This is a genomic window from Oceanobacillus sp. FSL K6-2867 (assembly GCF_037963145.1).
Classification (GTDB): Bacteria; Bacillota; Bacilli; order Bacillales; family Amphibacillaceae; genus Oceanobacillus.
On the sequence record NZ_CP150144.1, the window covers coordinates 2,101,230 to 2,124,899 of the forward strand.

Consider the following 23,670-nt stretch of genomic DNA (forward strand, 5'->3'; position numbering starts at 1 on the left):
CGAGTAATAGGAGCTGAACGCAATGCCGAATCTACAAAATAAGCCAGTATTAAGCAGGCATGTATGGGTAATTTATGTGCTATCCCTCCTTCTGCTTGGTGTCATTTGGTATTTCCAGTGGATGCTGGGGCTCATTTTGACTGTTGTATTAGCCGCTTCCTTTTATTATAGTGTCAGGACGGAGAGAGCAATTGTTAATGAGACTGAGAAATATATTTCTACCATGTCACACCGGATCAAGAAGGTTGGGGAAGAAGCTTTATTAGAGATGCCATTAGGTATTATTTTGTATAATGAAGATTATCAGATTGAATGGGCTAATCCCTATATGAATCAATTCAGTGATGAAGAAGAAGAATCCCTTGTAGGTGATTCACTAAATAAACTTTCGGAAGATATTATTCCGATGATTAAAGAGAACAAAGAGAGTCTTTGGCTCGAATTGGGTGGCTATAAGTTTCACACAATCATAAAAAAAGAAGAACGATTGCTTTACTTGCTTGATCGAACAGATCAGAGGCAATTACAGAAGCTTTACCATAATGATCAAACAGTGCTTGCCATTATCTTCTTAGACAATTATGAAGAAATTACGCAGAATATGGACGATACAGCTAAGAGCCAATTAAACTCAGAGGTTACAACCGTTTTGAATAATTGGTCGAATCGTTATGGACTATACTTAAAACGGACATCCCAGGAGCGATTTTTGGCTGTCGGCACAAAGGAAATTTTACAGCAGCTGGAGAAAATTAAATTCGATATTTTGGATGAGGTTCGTGAAATGAACGGCGTTGAAAATAATCCGGTTACGCTGAGTATCGGTGTTGGTGTCGGGAATATTTCACTGCCAGAGTTAGGCGAGCTTGCCCAATCCAGTCTTGATCTCGCATTGGGACGTGGCGGTGACCAGGTTGCGATTAAAGAAGATCAGGGGAAGGTAAGGTTTTACGGTGGTAAAACAAATCCAATGGAGAAACGAACCCGTGTAAGGGCACGTGTTATCTCTCACGCATTAAAAGAGCTTGTCAAGGCAAGTGATAATGTCATTATCATGGGACATAAATCACCAGATATGGATTCCCTTGGAGCAGCTATTGGTGTCCTGAATATCGCGAAAACAAACAATGTAGAAGGGCATATTGTATTTGATCCAGATGATGTGGATACTGGCGTTTATCGTCTCGTTGACGCGATTAAGGCAGATGAGGAATTATGGAAGTATTTTATCGACCCAGATCGAGCAGAGGAGATTATTACAAATAGAAGCCTGCTTGTTATCGTTGATACCAATAAACCATCGATGGTGGCCGATGAAAGCCTGCTTCATAAAACAGAGTACAGGGTCGTTATCGATCATCATCGCAGAGGCGAGGACTTTATTGATAACCCTACATTAGTATATATGGAACCATACGCCTCCTCGACCGCAGAGCTGGTAACAGAGTTATTGGAATATCAGCCAAAAGGCACGAAATTAAGGATGCTGGAAGCTACAGCATTGCTTGCAGGGATAATTGTCGATACGAAAAGCTTTACATTACGTACCGGCTCGCGGACGTTTGATGCAGCATCCTACCTGCGTTCTGTAGGTGCCGATACCGTTTTAGTACAGCAATTCTTAAAAGAAGATTTAGACCTTTATATAAAACGCAGTAAAATAATTGAACGTGCAAAAATCTACCGTGATCATATTGCGATTGCTAAGGCCGAATCCGGTACGTCTTATAGTCCTGTAATGATTGCTCAAGCAGCAGATACATTACTTACCATGACTGGAATAAGCGCTTCGTTTGTTATTTCAGAGCGTGCTGATGGTAAAATAGGAATAAGCGCCAGATCGCTTGGAGAAGTAAATGTACAGGTTATCATGGAAAAAATGAACGGTGGAGGGCATTTAACAAATGCAGCAACCCAAATAGAGGATACGACCATCGATGATTCAGAAGCATTCCTAATCGATATTTTGAACGAGTATTATGAAGGGAGAGAGTCAGAATGAAAGTAATTTTTCTTAAAGATGTAAAAGGCAAGGCAAAAAAAGGTGAGGTTAAAAACGTACCTGATGGATATGCCCGAAATTATCTGTTAAAAAATAATTTGGCAGAGGAAGCAACCTCTGGAAATATGAAGGCGCTAGAGGCCAAAAAACGTAAAAATGCTCAATTGGAACAACAGGAAAAAGAAGAAGCAATGAACCTGAAGGATACATTGGCAGAACTAACCATTGAAATTAAGGCGAAATCGGGAGATAATGGACGTCTATTCGGTTCTATTACAAGTAAGCAAATTGCCGAAGCATTACAAAAACAATATGGACATAAATTAGATAAACGGAAAATTGAGCTTGACCAGCCAATCCGTTCATTAGGATATACAACAGTTCCTGTGAAGCTTCATCCAGAAGTTTCTGGTTCCGTTAAGGTTCACGTAAGCGAGCAATAATGCATTGCGAGTTGGATATTGGTAATAAAGGAAATCGGCGAATGAGCCGATTTCTTCTGTATGGGGATAAAAAGAGCTTGATTTTACTTCTAAGAACAGGGGGGAAGCATCCGAATGAATCAGACGTTACAAGACAGAACACCACCACACAATATAGAAGCAGAGCAATCGGTAATTGGTGCTGTTTTTCTGGAGCCTGAAGCATTTTCGACTGCTTCTGAATTATTACTTCCAGAGGATTTTTATCGGGCTAGTCATCAGCGGATTTTCCAGGCGATGATGGATCTTTCAGAAAGAGGCGAACCAATCGATGTCGTTACGGTTACTACCTATTTAAATGATAAGAAACAGCTGGAAGAAGCAGGCGGTGTAACGTATTTAACGCAGGTGGCTGAAAGTGTGCCGACTGCTGCGAATATCGAGTATTATAGCAAAATTGTTGAGGAAAAGTCGATACTGAGACGATTAATCCGTACAGCGACAGATATTGTTACGTCTACTTTTGAACATGAAGATGAAGTAGAAGGTGTCTTAAACGACGCAGAGAAAAATATTCTAGAGGTATCTGGAAGAAAAAATTCTGGCGCGTTTAAAAATATTAAAGATGTTCTTATCGATGTTTATGATAATATTGAACAGCTCCACCAGCAAACTGGAGACGTTACGGGGGTTCCAACAGGCTTCCATGATTTAGATAAGATTACCTCTGGCTTTCAGCCGAATGATTTGATTATCATTGCAGCACGTCCATCTGTTGGTAAGACGGCTTTTGCATTGAATGTTGCACAAAACGTCGCTGTGAAAACAGATCAGAATGTAGCGATATTCAGTCTTGAGATGGGTGCCGATCAGCTTGTTCAACGTATGCTTTGTGCGGAAGGTAATATTGATGCGCAGCGTTTACGTAATGGACAGCTGCAAGCTGATGACTGGGGTAAACTAACAATGGCCATGGGATCATTATCGAATGCTGGTATTTTTATCGATGATTCCCCAGGAGTTCGTGTAAGTGAAATTCGTTCGAAATGCAGACGCCTGAAGCAAGAACATGGACTTGGAATGATTTTAATCGATTATCTTCAATTGATTCAAGGAAGCGGAAGCTCCAAGGAAAACCGTCAGCAGGAAGTATCGGAAATTTCCCGTGCATTAAAAGCATTGGCTCGTGAGCTGAAGGTGCCATTAATCGCGTTATCACAGCTATCCCGTGGTGTTGAATCACGTCAGGATAAACGTCCAATGATGTCGGATATTCGTGAATCGGGAAGTATTGAGCAGGATGCAGATATTGTCGGATTTCTTTATCGTGATGATTATTATGATAAAGAAACTGAAAACCAAAATATTATCGAAATCATTATCGCTAAGCAGCGTAACGGTCCAACCGGGACAGTCGAGCTGGCGTTTGTGAAAGAATATAATAAATTCGTAGACTTGGACCATCGCTATCAGGAGGGAGATATCCCACCAGCAATGATGCAAGCATAGCGTAGTGAAACAGCCTTTATTGGAGAGGCTGTTTTTTTTGTGCCTGGATTTTGTCCAAAAACGAAAAAGTGATATTCATGATAAAAGTGCTGATAACCTCAAATAAAATGTTGAAGTCTGCAATTGGCAGCAAACCAAAACTTCTTCAAAATTAGTTGGCACCATTAGTGCGAATGGGGTATAGTTCGCCGGCAAATGCGAATGTTGCTCTCCCTGTCTCCTCAGAAACGACGAGGATTAAAGCATCGGTTAACTCGGAAAGTCCAAGTGCTGCCCGATGTCTTGTTCCTAGCTTTTTTTCAACTACCATCTGCTTGGAAACTGGAAGGACATTAGCAGCTGAAACAATTGTTGAACCACAGACCAAAACAGCACCATCATGCAGTGGGCTTCCAGTATAAAAAATTGATTCTAATAAGGGAAAGGACAAGTCAGCATTAACAGGAACTCCTGAATGTATATACGAATCCAGAGTGTCATTTCGCTGAATGACAATAAGGGCACCGTGATTTCGGTCCGAAAGATGCTGAATTGCCTTTGAAAGTACGCCGAATTGATTCGTAAAGGGTGCTAAATAAGAATTTAAATAATGGGAAGCCGTGCTGACTTGAATATCATGAAATAGATGATGAATTTCTTCAAATTCATTAAGCAAGCTGGAATTTGGATTATCTATGGCATGCATTAAACGATCAATTCGATGCGATAAATCTTCTAAGTCACTTTTTAATTGATGGATTAATGAAAATGATAAACCTGGTTTAATTAAACCCATTATTTTACCTCCGTTCGCTTTTGTTCTATATATTTTTCACGAATAGTCCTCTTTTATGCGTAAAATCAATGTTATCAATGTAAAGTTTCCATCAGAGAAATCGCCATACAAGCTTTTTGGGGAGTTTTCCTTATAAAGTCTGTTTTTAAACATGGTGTTGCCGGGAAACCTAGCATCAATCTAGGTTCTATATCCCAGAGCATTTTCATTTACTTCTGCGATCTATCATTGGAAAAGATTCCATCGAACTATAAACTGTGAAACATTTGTGTCAAAATAATAAGAAAACAATTGACATTGATAATGATTTTCATTATCATGTAAAGTACATTAGTGATAATGAAAATCATTATCAATTATAATCGGATTATAGATAAAGGGGATAAATATGAAGAACATCTATATATTGGTATGTCTGTTTGTGGTAGCTATCCTAGCAGGTTGTACGGATTCATCTGCGAATGGTGAAACAAATAATAATGGGGGAAATAATTATTCCATTACTGACTTTGCGGGGCAGGAGGTTACCTTTGAACAGGTTCCTGGGCGGATTGCAGCACTCAGTAGTGGGGAGATGGATATTATTTATGCATTAGGTGGTGAGCTGGTAGGACGACCGAGTACAGATGTTGGTGTACCAGAAAGCGCAGTGGATGTTGAACAAGTTGGTAATACACATGGAATTGATTTAGAAAAGATAGCGTCCGTTCAACCTGATGTTGTCTTAGGAAATGTCCAAATGAATAGCAAAGACACAGCATCCATTCACAGTTTACATGCACAAATGGTATTAACCGAAGCAAATTCAATTGAGGATATTCAAGAGCAAATTAGGTTATTTGGTGAGATGCTGCAAAAACAAGATAAAGCAGAAGTCATAAATGCAGAAATCAATGAAAAAATCGAAGCGTTACATAAAGAAGATACCGATCCAGTTCGTGTATTACTCGTCTATGGTGCACCTGGAACCTTTATGACCGCTCTTCCAAATTCATTAAGCGGCAATATACTGGAGGCTGTCGGCGGCGAAAATATCGCTAGTGATTTTGAAAGCTTAGAAGCATATCCCCAATATGCCCAATTAAATACAGAACGAATTATCGAAGCAAACCCACAGTATATTTTATTGATGAGTCATGGTGATCCAGAAGCAGTCGAATCAGGATTTATAGAGGAAATGGAGAAGAATCCTGCATGGAATAACCTGGATGCAGTAAAAGCTGGAAATATTGAAGTGCTGCCAGCTGATTTATTTGGTACGAACCCTGGCACAAGAGTAATGGAGGCAATGGAATTATTAGAAGAATTATTAGCCACGGTGTCAAATGAATCATGAACATTGAACAACGTACCGTAAGAAGAAAGTGGGGAATTACACTTTTTCCGGTTTTAGTAATCACTGTGTCGGTGTTTGGCTTAATCTATGGTTCCGTACCGATTACACTCGTAGATATTTGGAATGTACTTACGGGAAGCGGCGAATCGATACATGAGACCATTATTTTACAATTGCGTTTACCACGCGTGTTAATTGGTTTGCTCGTTGGTGCATGTCTCGGCGTTTCGGGGGCAATTTTGCAAGGCGTGATGAAGAATCCGCTTGCAGATCCCGGGATAATTGGCGTAACAGCTGGCGGTGGTGTTGCAGCGACAATAACAATGCTTGTGTTACCGCAATTTGGCTACCTGCTCCCCATCACTGCCTTTATTGGCGCCTTAGTAACAGCAATCCTTATTTATTTACTCGCATGGGATCGTGGTGCATCCGCCTTTAAAATTATTTTGGCAGGTGTAGCAATAAATGCTTTGTTAGGCGCAGTACAAAGCGGATTAATGGTCATTTTTAGTGATCGTGTCCAATCGGTACTACCTTGGCTTGCTGGAGGATTAAATGGACGTAGCTGGTATCATTTAAGCTTTATGGCACCATACGCTATCGTTGGATTACTGTTATCCCTACTGGCAATTAAGCCAGCAAACCTTCTTCTATTAGGTGATGACTCAGCCAAATTGCTGGGTGAAAGAGTAGAATGGCAACGATTTTTACTTATCGTACTAGCGGCACTATTAGCGGGAACAGCAGTAAGTGTGGCAGGACTGATTGGCTTTGTAGGGCTTGTCGTCCCCCATATTATTCGGCTTATCTTCGGCGAGGATTATCGATTCTTACTGCCACTTTCGGCGTTGGGAGGAGCAGTACTTGTTGTCTTTGCAGATACGCTAGCTCGTACCCTGTTTGATCCAATTGAACTCCCGGTTGGGATTTTACTAGCATGTTTAGGAGCTCCTTTCTTCCTATATTTATTAAAAAAGCGGGGAATGATGGTATGAATCAAGTGATTACGACGAAGGATCTTTCACTCCAAGTTGGCTATTTTACACTGAAAGATATTACGGTACAAATTCCAAAAGGGAAAATTACATCGATTGTTGGCTCTAATGGTTCTGGCAAATCAACACTATTAAAACTAATTGCTAGACTCCTTGAGCAAGATAGTGGCCATGTGATTGTAAACAATAAACGTTCCAAGCAATATAAGGCAAAGGAATTTGCTAAGGTCTTGGCAATGATGCCACAGTCGAAGCAGTCGCTGCCAAATTTAACCGTAGAGGAGTTAATTGCGTTTGGGCGTTATCCATATAAAAAACGCTTTGAAACAAGAACTTCAGAAGAAGACAGAAATGTTATTCAATGGGCAATGGAAGTAACCAATACGAAAAAATATCAGGATCGGATGTTTTTAAGCCTGTCAGGAGGTGAACAGCAAAAAGTTCGAATTGCAATGGCGCTTGCTCAACAGACAAATATACTCTTATTAGATGAGCCAACCACATACCTTGATATTGCCCATCAATTTGAGGTGATGGATTTACTGCAGGAGATTAACCAACGGTATGGCATTGCCATCATCATGGTGAATCATGAATTGCAACAGGCTGCTACGTATTCCGACTATTTAATCGCAATGAAGCAAGGGGAAATTGTAGCTGAAGGAACTCCAGAAAACTTATTAACGTCCACGTTTCTCGAAAAAGTTTACAATATTTTCGCAACCGTTAATTATATCGATGGCTACCCAATTATTGTTCCGAATAGGCGAAAAAGGGAGTCAGATGAGAAATTGAAGGCGGTTTTCTAATAAAGTAATGTAAAAAATTATTTCATATAGGGGGTATCTAACATGTTAATTGTGACAAACACATCAAAAATTACAAAAGGTGATGGAGAAAAGCTCATTAACCGATTTAAGAAAGTCGGCATGGTTGAGCAAATGTCTGGTTTCCTTGGCTTAGAAGTTATGTTTACGAAGAATCTTCGTGATTATGATGAAGTATCTGTTGTGACACGCTGGAATTCCATGGATGATTTTAAAAACTGGACCAAAAGCGACGCATTCAAAAAATCCCATCGCAAGCGGGAGATTCCAGAATATATTATTGAAAATAAAATAACATACTATGATGTAGAAGTCGTTCGCCATCCGATTTCGGCAAATGCAGAAGCGCCAGTGCAGGAGCAAGCGACAGTGTAATTAAAAATAAGAAGCGGTATGTATACTGCTTCTTATTTTTAATTCTGCTTCACCAATTTTCCATGAATGACAAGGCGTCCTTCATTTGGATCGAGCAAATAATCACAGGTGGATAATGTAATGATTTGGTCTTTTGCACTTAATTCAATATCTGTTGTAACTTCAGAACGTTTTTTAATATCATCTAAAAAAGTACGATACGATTCGTCACTTTCGAAATCAGTTTCAATATAATAAAAATCGGTTGTTGTATGGTATACAGAGAAAATTTCTACCTCGTAGCTACCATATAGTGTATCAAAGTAAAAATGCTGATGTTCCTGAAGAAAGTCTTCATCTAGAAATCGCTTCATTTGTCCGAACATCGAGCCATCCTTCATATTATGCCCGTATAATATAATATTCCGATCTTGTTGTGTTATATCATTACGATAGTCCATGAAAATACTCCCGGCCCGTGAATCCTCTTCTTTATAATTTCGCTGCAAATAATATGCATTATCTTCTGCTTGCAGAATTGGATAATCCACCATTGTTCCGTCCATCGTGACCCACCCGACCATATCGCTGTTAATGGCAAGGATATCACGGAAGGAAGAACGAATCGTGGCTGCAGAGTCAGTTGGCCCTATTTCGATCTCATCTTCCTTGCTTTCCCGATATACATCTTGAATATCTGCTAATACTTGACGATTGGTATAGTAGTCGTATAAGGCATCTACTAAGTAAAAAGCGGAAGCGATAAAGATCACGAGGCAAACGATCGTAATCAGTCGCTGTATGATGCTTTTCAGTTTGTTTTTATGCTGTTTCTGTTTGCTCAATGTCTCCACTTCCCACTTTTAGATTTAACTGTTCCATTTATTTAGCAATTGGAATTACATAAAGGCCAGTATCTTGATCGTTTTTTAAAACAACATCTACATTATAAATTTCCTTCATGGATTTTTTTGAAATAACGTCCTCTGTGGCTCCCTGCATCACCAATTCACCATGCTTCATAACCATCAAATAGTCGCTGTAGCGAATGGCTTGATTAATATCATGTAAGACCATCACGATCGTCATATTAAATTCTTCATTTAGCTGCTTAACAAGCTCTAAAATCTCTAATTGATAGTAGATATCCAAATAGGTTGTTGGCTCGTCAAGAAAGAGGATTGGCGTATGTTGTGCTAATGCCAGTGCAAGCCAAACACGCTGCCTTTCACCACCTGATAACTGCTGGAAGGGAGTGTGGCGCTTATCTATAAGATTTGTTCGTGCTATAGCAAAGTTAATAGCCTGCTCGTCTTTATCCTTATCTTGTTTTAAAAAGCTTCGATATGGAATCCTGCCATAATGGATTAACTTTTCTACGATTAAATCATTGGGAGCATCATTTTCCTGATGAACCATGGCTAGCCTTTTTGCAAAGTCTTTAGCGTTATATTCCTGAATTGCTTTGCCATCCATAATGATATTGCCTTGAGACGGTACTAGATTACGAGACATGACACCAAGCAAGGTCGATTTTCCAGAGCCGTTTGGTCCGATGATTGTTGTAATTTTCCCTTTTATAATCTCAGCTGAAATATTTGATAATTGGTTGCCCATGCCTTTGTAGGAAAAGGAAATATTATCGAGTTTCATTGAGTTTATCCTCCCTTCTTAATAAGAAAATCAAGAATGGTCCACCGATAATGGCCATGATGATGGAGGCGGGAATTTCATTCGGTGCGATAATTGTTCTTCCTAATGTATCCGCCAGTAATAATAGTAAAGCCCCAGCAACTGCTGAGAAGGGAATAAGCAGCTTATGATCATTACCGACAAGCTGCCGGCCGATATGCGAGATAAGAATACCAATAAAAGCAATCATTCCTGCAACGGCACTGGATGTGGCAGCGAGCAAAACGGCGACTGCTGCAATAAAAATTCGCAGACGCATCACAGGGACGCCGAGGCTTTTTACGGTTTTATCCTGCAGTGCTAATAGGTTGCAAGAGGCAAACGTAAGGAAAGCAAGAACTAGCCCAATTCCGCCGAAAATAACCATAATTTCAACATCATTCCACGTTTTCATACTTAATGTAGAGGTTGTTGCAGAGCTAATGCTTGTTACCGAATAAGAGCCTCTGAAGTTAAAGGATTCTGTTAATCCGGTAAATACAGCGTTAATGGCCACACCAATTAAAATTAACCGTAATGGGTGAAGCCCAGATTTCCAGGAAAGACTGAAAACAAGAAAACAAGCGATTCCTCCACCTATAAATGCAAAGAGTGGTGACCAGAAGTATAGTGTTGGAAATAACGTGACACCAAAAATATATGTAAACTGGGCACCTGATGAAATCCCAATAATCCCTGAGTCTGCTAGTGGATTTCGCATAATTGCTTGTAAAAGCACCCCTGCAACAGCTAGTGCGGCTCCAGCAAACATAGCAATGATGATTCGCGGCATACGTAAGTCTTTAATGACGATTACATCTTCGTTATTACCAGTAAAAAGACCTTGAATAAGTTCTCCAAAGCTGACTCGGATACTCCCGGCCATCATGGAGAATAGCAGAACTGCAATTAGTAGAATCAGTGTTACGATAAAACTAATTATTTTCCGATTTCGCATGATTTATCCCTCAACTATCCGATTAAAGTTCTGGATAGAGCATCTCGACAAGCGCATCCATCGCTTCGACAATTTTTAAATTTCCTGTCGTTCCAAATAGCGGTTCAGGTAAGTCGTATACACGATCATTTTTTACCGCGTCAAAATGCTTCCATATATCATTTGTTTTAAATTCTTTATCAAACATCTCTACTACTTCATCTGGCATACCATGGGCGGCACGTAAGATAATATCTGGGTTGGACTGCTGTAAATACTCGGTATTGGAGGCCAAGTACTCGACATCCTCTCCATGTACAACGTTTTCACCGCCAGCTCGTTTAACGAGATCGCCGATGTAGGAGTGTTCTGTTGCAACAAGATAGCTCCCTGGAACTCCCATCAGGACTAGGACAGATGGCGTCTCTTTTCCGGAAGCAGCTTCTTCTATTTCAGCAAAACGCTGTTCAATATTAGACACTACTTTTTCAGCTTGTTCTTCACGATTAAATTTTTCACCAAGATTAATCAGCTCCTGTAGCACACTATCAACACTTTGCAAATCCATAAAGGTGCCATCGATATCGACATTATGAAAAACATCCTCTAAATCAGTCTGTAAAGTTGTTACCGAATAAACCTCGGTGGGATTTAGCGATTTAATAAGTTCCATATCCGGGCTCATTGGATTTCCGATCTCTGTTAAGTCGTCATAACGCTCTGGCAAATCCTTATAGCTAGTAGGGATTCCGATTAGATCTAACTCCAGTGCATCAAACATCTCTGTTGCAGCTACAGTTGTTGCAACAATTCGGTGTTCTTCTTCTACCTCAGCATCTACCTCTTCATGCTCGTTATCTATCGCAGCTTCTAATTGTGCGGGATCACTCGCATTTGAGGAACAACCAGCAATGAGAAACAAGATGATGGCTATAAACAAGAATGGTATACCTTTTTTCATTACTTCCTCTCCTTTCATTTGGCAATTTTTTTGAAAAAGTTAAAGGATACCCCGAAGCTCTTGCATTAGGCACAACTGTGTCTGCGTCTATTTGCTTTGGGGTATCCTCTCTTATATTACAGTCTTCCTAAACGATATTTTCTAAACAAAATGAAGGCGGATGCTCCAAGTAATACGATGAATATAACGAAGTTTGCTGTATCACCAGTTTTTGCATTCGTTGTTTTCGTATTGGTCGTCAAATTTTTAGAACTAGAGTCATCTGTTTTATTTGTATCCCCATTGCGATCATAGGTAAGTCCATCATCATTATTTGGCTTGTTTTTCGAATCATCTGTATTCGTTGGATCATTTGTATTAATTGGATTCGGATTTGGATCTTGATCTACATCTGGATCATCCGTGTAAACTGCTTTCATGCTAGTTTCATCAAATGCGAATTGAACCGTATAGTAGTTGTCATATTCGAATCCTGGAATGTCTTCAATAACAACATGTGTATAGGCATCTAACTTGCTGGAAAGATCTTCTACAGGGAATCGAACGGTACGTGTATCTGCATCCGTATCTTCAGCTACAACTTCTGCGTCAACGAATGTCCCGTTCTGATCTGTTTGGAACAGCTTAATCCAATTGCTGCTTGTTAATGTTAATTCGATAAATTGAGCAGCATCTTCAACAAAAAGCTTGGCAGGCTTAAGCGTATAGCCATCCATTACCGAAATATCATCGGTCCCATCTTTATGGACTTCGAAATCGATCGTGTAGTATGCGATTTCTTGTTCATCACCTGGTTTTTCACTAGGATTTCCAGGTTTAGTAGGGTCTTTATCTCCGTCACCTGGTTGCTCGGGATCTGTTGGATTATTGTCTTCGTCCCCTGGCTGTTCCGGATCAGTCGGCTCATTATCTTCCTCCCCTGGTTGCTCAGGGTCAGTAGGCTCAATATCTCCATCGCCGGGCTGTTCAGGTCCTTCTGTGTCTACTGGCTCCATACTAGCTTCATCAAATGCGAATTGAACGGTATAGTAGTTGTCATATTCGAACCCTGGAATGTCCTCAATAACGACATGTGTATAGGCATCTAACTTGCTAGAAAGATCTTCTACAGGGAATCGAACGGTACGTGTATCTGCATCCGTATCTTCAGCTACAACCTCTGCGTCAACGAATGTCCCGTTTTGATCTGTTTGGAAAAGCTTAATCCAATTGCTATTTGTTAACGTTAATTCTACAAATTGAGCAGAATCGCCAACAAAAAGTGTTGCAGGCTTAACCGTATATCCATCCATTACCGAAATCTCATCGGTCCCATCTTTATGAACTTCAAAATCAATTGTATATGCTGTTACCTCTGTTTCCTCATCTTCTTCTGGATCCTCAACTATAGTTTCAAATACCCCATAAATACTAAAGTGAGAAACATCTGCTGTAACAACACCATTATCACGATCAATCGTTGTTTGTAGTACTTCTTTTTCATCTGTATCATTGATATAAGCGATATGAACATTGTCCCAGTTGCCTACTTTGTCTGTATCAACTGTAAATGTTAAGCGGACGGCTTCATCGAATGTATGAATCGCCTCATCATCAGCTTTTAATGTTATATCATAGACGTTACTTAAGGCGTCTGGATAATCACTTGTGATATCTGTGAAATCAATGACAAGTGTTTCAGAAGACCCAAGTTGGTTTAATAATTCCTGTATAGCGAAAGTGGCAGTTACCCCACCTTTACCAGTGATTACTAGGTTTGCATTTACATCTAATTCTGATAAAATAGCCTTGCCGATGTGAACATTTTTAGCCTCATAATCTAGTTCATAAGAGTTGTCAGCCTCTTTATGGTTAAAATTGTTTACGTCGGTTACTTTTACGGTAATATTACCGTCTTCATCTTCTTCAATAATCGGTTCTTTAGGTTCTTCTGGTTCACTAGGAACTTCTACTTCCGTAACGGTGTCCAGATCAAGCGAAATTCGGAACGGTTGAGACCCTTTATGATTAGCAGCAGGCACCTCATAGTCAACTTGAGCAGAAATGATAGTGGAATTACCATCAATTGCAAATTGCTCTACTCGACTTAGCGTATCCGGATCTTCACTAATCAGAACTCCATCTTCTAACTCACCATTGTTTTCTAAAAGAAGCTCGGTAATCAATTGTCCCGGCTGTTCAAGAATGGTAAGATCGATCAGAATATTTCCATCTTCAACAGTTAATGTTGCGGTAGAATCAAAGTATCTTGCCATAGAGGAAACTTTGTCCTCGCTAGCATGCAGTGCATCAAATTTAACCGTATATTCACCATCGTCTAATGTGATTGGCGTTTTTTCCTCGCCAGGTTGTTCTGGATCGTTATTTTCGTTATCATCATCGTCCCCAAGATATTCTGGTTCTTCTGTTTCGAATGGCTCTACACTCGTCTTATCAAATTGGAATTGAACAGTATAATAGTTGTCATAATTGATAAATGGAACGACAACATGTGTGTAAGCATCAATCTTGGCAGAAAGATCTTCTACTGGGAAGCGGACGGTGCGAGTATCTGCTTCTGTGTTTTCATCTACAACTTCCGCATCAACGAATTCTCCGTTTTGGTCTGTCTGGAATAATAGAATCCAATCACTATTTTTCAAGGTTAGCTCAACGAAGTTACCAGATTCTTTAACAAAAAGTGTCGCAGGCTTTTCTGTATAGCCATCCATCACAGAAATATTGTCTGTACCATCTTTAAGCACATTGAAATCGATAGAATATGTTCCAACTTCAATTTTCTCTTCTGGTTCACTAGGAGTCTCTATCTCAGAAATAGTATCTAGGTCAAGTGAAATCCGGAATGGCTGAGAACCCTTATGATTAGCAGCAGGCACCTCATAGTCAACTTGAGCAGAAATGATAGTGGAATGACCATCAATTGCAAATTGCTCTACTCGACTTAGCGTATCCGGATCTTCACTAATCAAGACTCCATCTTCTAACTCACCATTGTTTTCTAAAAGAAGCTCGGTAATCAATTGTCCCGGCTGTTCGAGAATGGTAAGATCGATCAGAATATTTCCATCTTCAACAGTTAATGTTGCGGTAGAATCAAAGTATCTTGCCATAGAGGAAGCTTTGTCCTCGCTAGCATGCAGTGCATCAAACTCAACCGTATATTCACCATCGTCTAATGTAATCGGTGTTAGTTCATCACTCGGATTTTCAGGCGCATTGCCCTCATTTTCGCCATCACCCGACTGGTCAGGCACATTGCCTTCATTTTCATCGCCATCGCCCGGCTGCTCAGGTTCGTTGCCTTGATTTTCGTCGCCATCACCCGGCTGTTCAGGCTCATTGTCTTGGCTTTCGTCGCCATCACCCGGCTGTTCAGGCTCATTGTCTTGGCTTTCGTCGCCATCACCCGGCTGTTCAGGCTCATTGTCTTGATTTTCGTCGTCATCACCCGGCTGTTCAGGCTCATTGTCTTGATTTCCGTCGCCATCGACAGGTTGTTCCGGTTCGTTGCCTTCATTTTCATCCCCGTCGCTCGGCTGCTCTGGCTCCTCAACTTCTACAGGGACAATACTTGTTTCGTCAAAAGCAAGCTGAACCGTATAGTAGTTGTTATAATTAAAGCCTGGAATGTCTTCAATATGAACATGTGTGTATGCATCTAATTTCTCAGATAAATCTTCTACAGGAAATCGGACAAGCCGCTTGTCTGCTGCTGTATCCTCGGAAACAACTTCTGCATCAACAAATGTGCCATTTCGATCTGTTTGGAATAATTTAATCCAATGACTATTTGTTAACGTGAGTTCAATGTGCTTGGTATCACCATCAACAAATAATGTTGCAGGTTTTGTCGTATAGCCATCCATTACAGATTTATCATCTGTGCTATCCTTATGGAATTCGAAATCGATTGTATATTGCCCGTCAGCAAGTGGAGCTTCCTCTGCATAGATGACCGTACTAGGAAGAATTGCTGTTAATACAAGGACAAATACGGAAAAAAGCGATAATAGTTTATGCCACTGTTTTTTCACCATTGTATACCTCCCACCCATAATTTATGTTAATCTTCTAATGACAACTCTTGAAATAAGATATAGCCCTGAAACAGCAAGTAAAAGGGCAGCCCATGTTATTAGACTTGAATCACTTGTAGGTGGGTTTTCAACGGTTTTACCTGCACCTGTTTCGTTTGATTTTGTTGTACTTTCGCTTGTGTTACCGTTATCATTAGAATTTTCATTCGTAGCATTTGAATCAGTAGAACCTGTGCTTTGATCAGAATCATCTTCGTCAGATTCGCCTCCACTAATAAGTGTCGCGCTGTTTAGATCAAATGAATGGCGAATTGTGTAATTATGGTCGTAGTCAATGTCAGGAACGATTACATGAATTTTTGCAGGGATAATTTCTGCCAGGTTGTCTACTGTAAATTCGACTACCCTTGTGTTATCCCCTGGTTCAGCGTTTCCTTCATTTGTACTGACAACGCGAACATCAGAGAAGCCGCCTCCACTAGGTGCCTGATATTCTGTAATCCAAGTACTGTGATTAAGCGTCAGCTGTACAGTTGTTGTATCTCCGTCAATTGTGACAGTAGCTGGTTTATTCCAATAATCATTTGCGATGGAAGCAGAATCATTATCAGCATGCAGAATCGTATAATCGACGGTATAAGTTCCATCCGCTAAGTCTGTTGCAGCACTAACGTCTATGGAATGGCTAAAAAATGCAAAACAAATAATAAGCAATACTGTTAAGACTCGTTTCATAAATACAAATCCTCCTTGTTATGGTATATTAATAATGATAATCATTCTCATTGGAAAAACTAAAAAAAATGCAGACACTGTACGTATCTCCTAAACTTGAATAGAATTCAATATATTTAGACTTTTCGTTTGACAATGATTGCGAAAAGTTCCATCTTAAACCTTCTTCATTTTGGACGCCCCCCTACTTATGTAATGGAAAAATATTCTCATACAACATTATACTAATCTAGTTGATAATGATTGTCAATCTCAATTAGGGTAAATATTCCTATAGTTAGTTATTTTAATAAGGAAGACCAGGTTTACAGTTCGCAGATGTGTTTATCATTTGTTCCAATTCAAATTGATTGGATCTTTTTTACTAGACTATTTACATAGCACTAAAAAAAATAACCCCGGAAGTTAGATTTATTTACTCTAACCTTCGGGGGGCGGTACCATATCAAAATTCCAGGAGTGTCTTTAATACTTGCATTTATTTAGATAAGTACTTATTAATTTCCAGGTATTTAATAATTGTCTGTATGGAATCTTCTAATGACTCTTTTTCAGTGTCTATGAGAATCTCTGGGTGAACAGGCTCTTCATAGGGGGCATCTATTCCTGTAAAATCCTTGATTTCTCCGGACCGTGCTTTTTTGTATAAACCTTTCGGGTCGCGTTGTTCACATGCATCCAGACTGCATTTTACGAAAACCTCAATGAATTCATTTTCATCGAGGATTGCCCTTACCTTATCCCGATCTTCTCGGTATGGGGAAATAAAGGCAGTTAATGTTACAATTCCAGCATCGACCATCAGTTTTGAGACTTCTCCGATACGGCGAATATTCTCTGTACGATCTTCCGGGCTAAAGCCTAAGTTTTTATTCAAACCGTGGCGTACATTATCACCGTCTAAACGATACGTATGAATCCCTAAATGATAGAGTGCTTTTTCCAATGCAACCGAAAGTGTGGACTTTCCCGACCCCGATAAACCAGTAAACCATATGACGACACTTTTATGTTTCTTCTGGTTTGCTCTTTCTGCTTTCGTGACACTGGATTCATGCCAAACAATATTCTCAGGTATATGCATAATTTCCCTCCTAATACCACCAGTAGTATACAATTGAAACAGCTATTGCCATGACAACTAAACTTAGTGGAGTTCCTATTTTTATAAAATCCGTAAACTTGTAACCACCTGGTCCATATACAATCATATTTGTCTGGTAGCCGATTGGAGTAATGAAACTTGCTGAAGCAGCAATGGCGATAAGAACAGCAATTCCAAGCGGTTCGAGTTGTAGACTTGTCGCCATTTCTATTCCAATAGGAATCATGAGAATAGCTGCTGCACTATTTGTAATTAATTCGGTGAAAATATTTGTTAAAACATAGATCAATAGTAGAACTGCAAATAATCCTAGCGGCCTACCTACTGTTAGTAAGCCCTCCGCTATCCAACCAGCAAGGCCCGTTTTGGACATAGCAAGCCCAATGCCAAAAGAACTGGAAATTAGAAGCAGGACATCAAAATGAATATAACCCTTAGCTTCACTAGGGGTGATTACATTGGTTAATAATAATAGAATCACAGCTAGAGCCATGCCCTTGAACATGCTCAACACGCCAAAGGTAACCAATAAAATAATACTAATAAATAAACCGATAGAGAACCAAGCCTTTATTGGATCACGCTTTAGTTCAACAGGGGTGTTCAAGGGAGTAAGGACATAGAAATCACTAGAATGATTATACTTTTCCACGAAGTTTTCCCTTGAAAGTAATAAAAGTACATCTCCTGGTTTAAGAATAATGTCACTAACTTTACTTTTAATACGTTCATTTTTACGATGGACGGCAATGATACCCGCATCATATTGCGAACTGAATTTTAATTGTTTGATTGACTTTGATTGCAAGCTAGATTGATGGGATACGACTGCTTCTACAATATTGGCATTGTCTTTTTTCAGTTCATTAAATTCTAAATCCATGCCTGTTCTTAATGTTAGGCCTTTTGTCATCTGGACATCTCGCAATGTAGATATTAATCCGGAAAAAATAAATCGGTCACCTGCTTGGATGATTGTTGTAGGACGAATGGTTGTTAGACGTTTATTTCCACGAATAATCTCAAGGCCTTTTAAATCTTTTAATCCAGCTTTCATAACACTCTGATTAATAAAAGGAAATGATGATTTAACGACCAGCTCTGCAATATATTCCCTGGTGTCTTCTTTCATCTGTTGCTGAAAGTCATTACGTTCAGGCAGTATTCTATATCCAATTGTAAAAATATAGATTAGTCCTGCGATTGTAATCGGAACACCGATGATAGCAAACTGAAATAAAGAAAATCCTGGATAGCCGTAATCAATCAACATACCGTGCACTACCAGGTTTGTCGAAGTCCCGATTAAAGTAATCGTTCCACCAAGAATCGTGGCATAGGATAAAGGAATCAAAAATTTTGACGGTGCAATTCCATGACCTTCACACCACTTCTTTACTATTGGTGTGAAGGTGGCAACGATTGGTGTATTGTTTATAAACCCAGAAAAGGCAGAAATCGGTACAAAAAAACGCATCATGAAGCCAGCTCGTGTCCTGCTTCCAGAAAGCCACGTATCAATTGTTTTTTCAATCAAACCGCTCTTTTGCAAAGCTCCAGCTATTATAAAGAGCAGGGCTACAGTTAGCATGCCTTCATTAGAAAATCCACTCAGTGCTTCCTTTGGGTGTAGGATATCCGTAATTAAAAAAATAGTAAGCACCATAAATACAATAATGGAAGGACTGCCAAGTTCAAACAATAATACGGTCAACATGATGATAACCATGATTAGTACAAAAAGCATTTCAACGGTCAATGCAAACACCCTTTAATTCGAATTGTTCTGTTTCATCCCTTTAATAAGAACCGCTGCGACTTCAGGACGTGAAAATTGCTTCGGGAGTGCTTCCCCATTTCGAAGCTTCTCGCGTACTTTCGTTCCACTAAGATGGACATGGGATTCCTTCCCATGTGGACATGTTTTTTCTGTCCCCATGTTTTCGCATTTGGTGCAATAAAAAGCATGCTCAAATTTAAAAATTTGAATCCCCAGCTCTTCTTCATATAAGGAAATCAATTCTTGTGCTTCATAGGTGCCATAATAATCTCCGACACCTGCATGGTCACGACCAACAATAAAATGTGTGCAGCCGTAGTTTTTTCGGACAATTGCATGTAAAATCGCCTCTTTTGGTCCCGCATAACGCATTGCTGCTGGATAGATAACAAGTCTTGTTCGATTTTCCGGATAGTAGTTTTTTAAAATAACCTGATAGCTTTCCATTCTGATTGCTGCTGAAATATCATCCGATTTTGTTTCGCCAACTAATGGATTTAATAATAATCCGTCCACAGACTCCAGTGCGCACTTTTGAATATATTCATGGGCACGATGCACTGGATTGCGTGTTTGGAAACCAACAACTGTTTTCCAACCTAAACGAGCAAATAATTCTCTTGTTTCCTTCGGATCTAAATAAAAATCTTTAAAGTCAGCATGGTCCGGCCGTTTCAATAAATAAATTGGACCTGCTAAATAAACATCTCCTTTTTCGTAAATCTTTTTCACGCCTGGATGTGTTTTATCTGTCGTTCCATATACAAGTTTAGCTTCCTTTTCTTTGTTATACGTATACGTTTCTTGTAATTCAAGAACGCCATAGAAAACATCATCGTCACCGATAAGTGCAATAGTTGAACCAATTTCAAATGACTTGGCTTGTTCATTAGAAACCGGCAAAGTGATAGGGATGCTCCAGATCGTTCCATCCTTTAAGCGCATATCTTCAATAACGCTTGTATAATCTGCCTCTCCCATAAATCCGATTAACGGGCTGAATCCGCCAATTGCAATAAGCTCCAGGTCTGATAAACTCCAGGCATCCAGTCTAAGTGAATTTAACGTATTGAGTTGATTTACATATGCTTCTCTTTGGGCACCAACTAATTCTCTTTGAATGAGCTCACCGCCGTGTGGTAAAATCGTTTCAATTTTCTTCCGCTTTGTTACTGGCATTTTTAAAACCTCCTTAGAATATCGATCTTTAACTAAATCGGACTTTCTATTTAAGGCTTGCTTTATAGTAATCTCGAAGTTCAATTACCATTGCTCCCATTTTTTGATTCGCTGGATAAAATACATCGGATATTCCATGCTGCTCCAGTTCAGCTGCAGTTACTTTTCCTACTGCAGCTGCTATCACGTTATTATTGAAAGCATCCACCATTTCTTTTGTTTTGTTACCGTAAAAGAGATTTTGAACCTGTGTTTTACTCGTAAAGATGACTGCATCGAGTGTTTGCTCCACAATATGCTGCCTCAGTCTTCGCAGAATTCCCGGATCAGGCTTTTTATATTGATAGGGTTTTGATAAATACACGGTATAGCCTAAGTTCTCTAGTTTTTCCTTTAGAAAGTCATCATCTTGGTTATATGCTTGTAAAAACACATGGGGATGATCGTTGAATTTTTCAGAAGCCAATGTATCCAATAAATTTTCCATCATGCCATCTCCAGCAATATAGGATGGGGTTAAAGCATGCTTTTTCAGCCAATTTAGTGTCTTGCTGCCACGCACTGCCAATGGTGTGCGTTCTAACTTTCCAATAAATTCTGGCACACGGTCCATTTGGCGGGCGGCCTTTTCCAATGTTTCCGCTCCAATTCCAGTTGTTAAAAGGATTAATTGAAATGCTTCGGTGAATAGGTGGGATAGATCCTGCTCACATGTTGCTTTATTTAAGACTTGTTCTCCTTGGATTGAAAAAGTGGATGCCGTCCCACCATTTTTTTCAATAAGTGCAGCAATCATATCTGATCGACGGGCGGCTGCAATTCCAATTCTTTTGCCTTCGAACCCCTTCAATGTACATCCTCCTTATGAAAAAAAGCTGTTCAGCCATGCAATTGTTTGCCGTTGCTTACTTGGGTCTAGAAATACTTCAGAAAGCAGTTCTTTTAACAATTGCTTTTGTTCCATTTTATTTAGTACCGACCGTTTAATTAATTGGCGGCTTTCAAATAAAAATTCAACGTACGTTTCATAATTCTCGTTATAGATGGTTTGCAGCTGTTCTTTAATCTTGCGAGTAAGCTGTGGACTGGCGCCATTGGTTGATATACTGATGGCCAGTTTTCCCCGTCTGAAAGCAGAGGGGAATTCTACATTACCTTTTACAGCATCTGCTGCAGCATTGACGAGTGCATTTGGAGGGGCTGCCAGAATAATGGACTGGTTCACAATTGGATTATTGGTAGCGACGATGATAAGAAATGCTCCATCAAGATCATTTGGTTCAACGTGCTTTTGAATCCACTTTATCCGTCCCTTTTCCCAGTGAACGCGAACTTCTTTCCCGATCTCTGGACTGATAACAGTAAGCTGCGCACCGCTCTCCAGAAGCGTTTGAATTCTTCGGCCAGCTACATAGCCGCCTCCAACAAGAACAATGTTTTTGCCGCTTAAATTAACCATGAGCGGTGTTAATGGCATTTTTGTGCACCTTCTTATTTAAATTTGATAATTGCTAATGACTGCTTCATATGCCCGTTCCTTTAGTGCATCCACCATATATGGATGATCACCAAGCTGCCGGCATAGTAGAACGTCAGTGCTGTTCCCGGGTAGATTATTTATTTCCTTTTCTAAAAAACGCATGAGTACACCGGTAAACCATAGGTATGGTACTACAATGATTTTTTGATAACCTTCCTTTAAGGAACTCTCAATTGCTTCATGAAAAGAAGGTTCACAGACTGCTAGATAACAAGCTTCAACTGGCATATCTACCTTTTCCTGTAATGCATTGCCGATTTCCTCTATATCCAGCATAGTTTGTGGGTTACGACTGCCGCGGCCAACGAGAAGCACCTTTGCATGCGAATGATTTGATGTATACACCTCTTCGATTCGTTCTGTTAAAATAGCTGCAAAACGCTTCTGTACACCTAGTGGCTTTCCGTAGGTGAAGGTGATCGTTTTGTGTATAGCTCTCGCTCGGTTGATTTCTTCAGGTATGTCTGTATAATAATGGCCGGCACTTAGGAGCAATACAGGCACAATTGATATCCTTGTAGCACCTTGTGTAACTAAGCTTTCTATTCCCTGAGATAAATTCGGTTCGGCCAGCTCTAGAAAACAAATTTCCTGGAGCTCGACATTAACCAATCTTTTTACTTTGGCAATGCAAGCAATCGCTTCGGAGATTGCTTCCCTGTTTCGGCTGCCATGGCTTACATATAGAATTGCTTGCAATGCTGATCCCTCCAGTTCATCCGATAATTGCTTGTGGGGTAAAGTGCTTTTCAATGGAAGCTTCCTCAAACCATCTTAACTGCTTTCTTAATGTGACAACCTCCCCAATAATAATCATGGAAGGGTTTTGAAAGGTAAGCGCTTGTTCTGCAATGTTTGCAAGTGTACCGGTTATTGTCTGCTGCTGTTCTGTTGTCCCCCAGTGAATCAAGGCAACTGGGGTAGAGGTTGCACGGCCATATCGAATCAGCTTTTCACAAATGTCTGGCAGGCTTTTAACCCCCATATAGATGCAAAGTGTATCAGATCCTTGAGCTAGGTTCTTCCAATATTTTTCATTGGATGGACCATTTTTACTTACGCCGGATATAAAGGATACGGATGAGCTATAATCTCGGTGTGTTAGTGGAATGCCTGCATAAGCAGGTGCGGCAGATCCAGATGTGATTCCTGGGATAACCTCATAGTCGATGTCATTTTGTTTCAGGACTTCTGCCTCCTCGCCGCCTCTGCCAAAAATAAATGGGTCTCCACCCTTTAAGCGTGTAATAACCTTACCTTCGCCAGCATAATCCAGGAGTAATTCATGTATCGTTTCTTGTGAAATAGAAGGATGATCAGGACTCTTTCCACAATAGACCAATTCCGCATAATCGGGAGCCTCATCGAGTAATGCTTCATTAACGAGACGATCATATAAAATAACATCGGAGCTCTGAATCGCCTTCAATCCTTTTACGGTTATCAAATCCGGATCACCAGGTCCGGCGCCAACTAAATAAACTTTTCCCACAAGGTCACTTCCT

Annotated in this window: 21 protein-coding genes; 7 read left to right on the top strand and 14 right to left on the bottom strand. The window is 40.0% G+C overall.

Annotated features, from left to right (window positions below; genetic code table 11):
• The first annotated feature begins 22 nt into the window (after positions 1-22).
• The 3 genes from NSQ77_RS10470 (at position 23) to dnaB (ending at position 3,933) form a co-directional block, all read left to right on the top strand.
• Entirely contained in the window at positions 23-2,002 is a 1,980-nt protein-coding gene (locus NSQ77_RS10470) for a DHH family phosphoesterase (protein WP_339230828.1), read from the top strand.
• Complete coding sequence (gene rplI, locus NSQ77_RS10475) at positions 1,999-2,445, top strand: 50S ribosomal protein L9 (RefSeq protein ID WP_339230829.1); 447 nt, start codon at positions 1,999-2,001, stop codon at positions 2,443-2,445. Before NSQ77_RS10470 ends, rplI begins: the two co-directional genes overlap by 4 nt.
• Positions 2,446-2,559: 114 nt before the next feature.
• Complete coding sequence (dnaB, locus tag NSQ77_RS10480; RefSeq protein ID WP_339230830.1) at positions 2,560-3,933, top strand: replicative DNA helicase; 1,374 nt, start codon at positions 2,560-2,562, stop codon at positions 3,931-3,933.
• Positions 3,934-4,084: 151 nt separating this feature from the next.
• On the opposite strand, the gene cdaS is transcribed toward dnaB, so the two are convergent.
• Positions 4,085-4,708 carry a sporulation-specific diadenylate cyclase CdaS gene (cdaS, locus tag NSQ77_RS10485; protein WP_339230831.1) on the bottom strand — a complete coding sequence of 208 codons (624 nt, stop codon included), beginning with the start codon at positions 4,706-4,708 and terminating at the stop codon, positions 4,085-4,087.
• A 388-nt stretch (positions 4,709-5,096) separates the two neighbouring features.
• Here cdaS and NSQ77_RS10490 point away from each other — a divergent pair, with 388 nt between their 5' ends.
• Genes NSQ77_RS10490 through isdG form a run of 4 tightly spaced genes read left to right on the top strand, consistent with a single transcriptional unit; the run spans position 5,097 to position 8,241 of the window.
• A complete protein-coding gene (locus NSQ77_RS10490) occupies positions 5,097-6,044 on the top strand; it encodes an ABC transporter substrate-binding protein (protein ID WP_339230832.1) in 948 nt (315 codons plus the stop codon).
• On the top strand, positions 6,041-7,039 hold the full coding sequence (locus tag NSQ77_RS10495; protein ID WP_339230833.1) for an iron ABC transporter permease: 999 nt from the start codon (positions 6,041-6,043) through the stop codon (positions 7,037-7,039). Before NSQ77_RS10490 ends, NSQ77_RS10495 begins: the two co-directional genes overlap by 4 nt.
• Positions 7,036-7,848 carry an ABC transporter ATP-binding protein gene (locus NSQ77_RS10500; RefSeq protein WP_339230834.1) on the top strand — a complete coding sequence of 271 codons (813 nt, stop codon included), beginning with the start codon at positions 7,036-7,038 and terminating at the stop codon, positions 7,846-7,848. The genes NSQ77_RS10495 and NSQ77_RS10500 overlap by 4 nt, the downstream gene beginning before the upstream one ends.
• Before the next feature lie 42 nt (positions 7,849-7,890).
• Positions 7,891-8,241 carry a heme oxygenase gene (gene isdG, locus NSQ77_RS10505; RefSeq protein ID WP_339230835.1) on the top strand — a complete coding sequence of 117 codons (351 nt, stop codon included), beginning with the start codon at positions 7,891-7,893 and terminating at the stop codon, positions 8,239-8,241.
• 38 nt (positions 8,242-8,279) lie between these two features.
• On the opposite strand, the gene srtB is transcribed toward isdG, so the two are convergent.
• From srtB to cobA, 13 genes are all read right to left on the bottom strand, one after another.
• Positions 8,280-9,065 (bottom strand): class B sortase, encoded by a 786-nt coding sequence (gene srtB, locus NSQ77_RS10510; protein WP_339230836.1) that lies wholly within the window; start codon positions 9,063-9,065, stop codon positions 8,280-8,282.
• A gap of 37 nt (positions 9,066-9,102) precedes the next feature.
• Complete coding sequence (locus tag NSQ77_RS10515) at positions 9,103-9,873, bottom strand: ABC transporter ATP-binding protein (protein WP_339230837.1); 771 nt, start codon at positions 9,871-9,873, stop codon at positions 9,103-9,105.
• Entirely contained in the window at positions 9,860-10,849 is a 990-nt protein-coding gene (locus tag NSQ77_RS10520; protein WP_339230838.1) for an iron ABC transporter permease, read from the bottom strand. The genes NSQ77_RS10515 and NSQ77_RS10520 overlap by 14 nt, the downstream gene beginning before the upstream one ends.
• 22 nt (positions 10,850-10,871) lie before the next feature.
• Positions 10,872-11,789: a heme ABC transporter substrate-binding protein IsdE gene (gene isdE, locus NSQ77_RS10525; protein WP_339230839.1), complete on the bottom strand. Its 918-nt coding sequence runs from the start codon at positions 11,787-11,789 to the stop codon at positions 10,872-10,874.
• A gap of 116 nt (positions 11,790-11,905) precedes the next feature.
• Positions 11,906-15,826, bottom strand: coding sequence for an NEAT domain-containing protein (locus NSQ77_RS10530; protein WP_339230840.1), 3,921 nt, complete (start codon positions 15,824-15,826; stop codon positions 11,906-11,908).
• Between the two features lie 21 nt (positions 15,827-15,847).
• Positions 15,848-16,561, bottom strand: a complete 714-nt coding sequence (isdC, locus tag NSQ77_RS10535) for a heme uptake protein IsdC (RefSeq protein ID WP_339230841.1) — start codon at positions 16,559-16,561, stop codon at positions 15,848-15,850.
• Between the two features lie 478 nt (positions 16,562-17,039).
• Entirely contained in the window at positions 17,040-17,645 is a 606-nt protein-coding gene (gene cysC / locus NSQ77_RS10540) for an adenylyl-sulfate kinase (protein WP_339230842.1), read from the bottom strand.
• 10 nt (positions 17,646-17,655) lie between these two features.
• On the bottom strand, positions 17,656-19,425 hold the full coding sequence (locus tag NSQ77_RS10545) for an SLC13 family permease (protein ID WP_339230843.1): 1,770 nt from the start codon (positions 19,423-19,425) through the stop codon (positions 17,656-17,658).
• 12 nt (positions 19,426-19,437) lie between these two features.
• Positions 19,438-20,625: a sulfate adenylyltransferase gene (gene sat / locus NSQ77_RS10550; RefSeq protein ID WP_339230844.1), complete on the bottom strand. Its 1,188-nt coding sequence runs from the start codon at positions 20,623-20,625 to the stop codon at positions 19,438-19,440.
• A gap of 46 nt (positions 20,626-20,671) precedes the next feature.
• Positions 20,672-21,475 (bottom strand): uroporphyrinogen-III synthase, encoded by an 804-nt coding sequence (locus NSQ77_RS10555; protein WP_339230845.1) that lies wholly within the window; start codon positions 21,473-21,475, stop codon positions 20,672-20,674.
• Positions 21,476-21,487: 12 nt separating this feature from the next.
• A complete protein-coding gene (locus tag NSQ77_RS10560) occupies positions 21,488-22,102 on the bottom strand; it encodes an NAD(P)-binding protein (protein ID WP_339230846.1) in 615 nt (204 codons plus the stop codon).
• Positions 22,103-22,120: 18 nt separating this feature from the next.
• Positions 22,121-22,864: a sirohydrochlorin chelatase gene (locus tag NSQ77_RS10565; protein WP_339230847.1), complete on the bottom strand. Its 744-nt coding sequence runs from the start codon at positions 22,862-22,864 to the stop codon at positions 22,121-22,123.
• 16 nt (positions 22,865-22,880) lie between these two features.
• Entirely contained in the window at positions 22,881-23,657 is a 777-nt protein-coding gene (gene cobA / locus NSQ77_RS10570; RefSeq protein WP_339230848.1) for a uroporphyrinogen-III C-methyltransferase, read from the bottom strand.
• Positions 23,658-23,670: the final 13 nt, after the last annotated feature.